This window comes from Acidovorax sp. LjRoot204, assembly GCF_056175785.1.
Genome location: NZ_JBGFFF010000307.1, coordinates 1 through 2,095, shown reverse-complemented (window position 1 = coordinate 2,095; position 2,095 = coordinate 1). Strand labels below are relative to the sequence as shown.

Below are 2,095 nucleotides of genomic sequence, written 5' to 3'. Positions count from 1 at the left end.
TTACCGGCCTGGGCCAGGACAGTGTGAACCTAATCCAGATGGGCGGTGTCGTGCTCGGCATGGCGTTGGTTGTCGGTGGCCTGTTCGGCTTCTACAGCGACGCGAAGAAGGAAGGCAACGGCCCGATCAATAAGAAGGTCGCGACCATCATGGTCCTGGTCGGCTGCACCCTCACCGCGCTGTCCTCGGTCCTGACCACCGGTTCGGATACCGTCTGGGGCGACGGCAAGGCTGACCGCGGCAAGATCACGGTCCCGCAGTAATCGGGGTAGCTCGTGACCATCTCGCTTCCCCTGTCCGTTACCCGCAACGTTCGTCGCGCTCCCCGACTCGGTCACACCCGAGCCGGGGAGGGTGATGATGCGTTGAGGAAGAGCGTTCTCGGTCAGGGGCGCTTCAACAATCGCTGCTTCGCCTGCGCGTTTCAGTTTGGAAGTTGGGATGGCTTCGAGCTCCACCATCTGGATGGCGATCATGGCAACAGCACCAGCGAGAATCTGGTGCCGATCTGCTTCATGTGCCATTGGCCGCTTCATCTGGATCTGACGCTGCGCGAGCTCTCGCCAAATCCGGGCAGGATCATCTATCTGCCCGAACTACAGCAGGCAGAGCTCAACCAGCTGCTCTACGCCATTGGCGCGCATGGCTATACCAACAGCCAGCACGCTGAGCCGAAGGCCGGGGAGACTGACAAGAGCGATCGCTCGGCATGGTCGGTCTACTCCAGGTTGGAGGCGCGAGCGGAAGCGGTTGAGAAAGCCAACGGCAAGACGGTGCGACCTGGCCTTTCCCAGCTGCACGCGATGGTGCGCCTGCTGCAGGACGTGGGTGACGATCGATACGCCAGCCGTGATGTGTGGCTGGCCGGCTGCCGGTACCTGCCTCCGCTCTCGGAGGTCATCAAGCGCGCTGCTGACTGGAGCACCAAAGGAGCAGCGTTCTCGAACCTGCCCGTTGCATCCTGGAAGTCGATCGCCGGGGTGGCCGCGTAATGGGCTTGAAGCGATGCGGTGTCGTCCGATTCGATAATCAGGACCCTCACCAGGGTGGTTGGATGTCGATCGACGGCGGGCCCGCACGTCGCATCAACGGCGTGGCCGCGCTGGACAACGAAACGCTGTGGTGGACCAATCTGGAGTTCACCGCGCTCTACAACACAAACCTGCATCGCACCTCTTACATCAAGCGCACGACCTACCTGACGTCCTGGAACACGACTGGCAGCTTCATCGGTCAGGACGAGATCGGACTGGGGTGGGGTCTGCTTTCGCGTGTATTCCCGGAGCAGCAGATCACCGAGGCTTTGTCGCAGGTTTTCAGCAGGGTCATGGAGTTCTGCCGACAGACGTACGGCCTGGACATCACCCAAGCCGTTCCTCAGCTGGATAACCTTGCCGACGAGCTGCGTGCCCGCATGCTGCCGCACATGGATGCCCACCTGACGCCCGAGGTGGACGCCGCTCTGGGCGCAGCCCATCAGGCCTACGCATACTGCTGGACGCCGCGGATCGCGGAAGAAGACGTCGTGCATGTGCAGTTCGTTGCGCCGCCAGTGGCGTATGCCCGCTTCATGCTGGACATGCCTGTGCCGGCCGAGCAGTTCGACTTCTATTCCAGCGCCCAACTCCCCACGCACGACCGGCTCGACTGGGTGCTGAACCAACAGCGGCCGGTACTGGCGAGCGTGAGGGTGTCCAACGTCAACCCTGACTACGCCAGCATCATCGCCTACGGCAACGGAGCCCGAGGCGGCGGCAATCGCCGCTGGGCGACGCATCCGGAGCTGTTGCTACTGGCCCGATACGCAGAGGTAGAGATCGACTCTCTCTTCCTGTTCGGTGCCTACGAATACCTGCCTGCAGGTCTGCAAGTGCCGCGCTTCACCACGCTGCAGGCGATGACCCCAACGGCAGAGATCGTGGCGAGCAACCATTGGATCGGGCTGAGTCGCGAAAATCCCTTCAACCTGGAAAAGCTGCGCGACCCGAGCCAGCGGGCGCTCTCGCCGCGTGCGGTGTGGCTCAACGCCACCGACCGATTCCAGATGTACACCTACGCGATTCAGCTCTATCGCAGCGGCATCAGCGTACGCCGC

Annotated in this window: 3 protein-coding genes; all 3 read left to right on the top strand. The window is 62.5% G+C overall.

Annotation, left to right across the window (positions count from 1 at the left end; translation table 11 throughout):
• Positions 1-263, top strand: a 263-nt coding sequence (locus tag AC04MI_RS24840) for a hypothetical protein (RefSeq protein WP_476499003.1), incomplete at its 5' end; no start/stop codon positions are given.
• Between the two features lie 12 nt (positions 264-275).
• Positions 276-992, top strand: coding sequence for an HNH endonuclease (locus tag AC04MI_RS24835; RefSeq protein ID WP_436001326.1), 717 nt, complete (start codon positions 276-278; stop codon positions 990-992).
• Positions 993-1,054: 62 nt separating this feature from the next.
• A partial coding sequence (locus AC04MI_RS24830; RefSeq protein ID WP_476499002.1) for a hypothetical protein occupies positions 1,055-2,095 on the top strand: 1,041 nt, incomplete at its 3' end.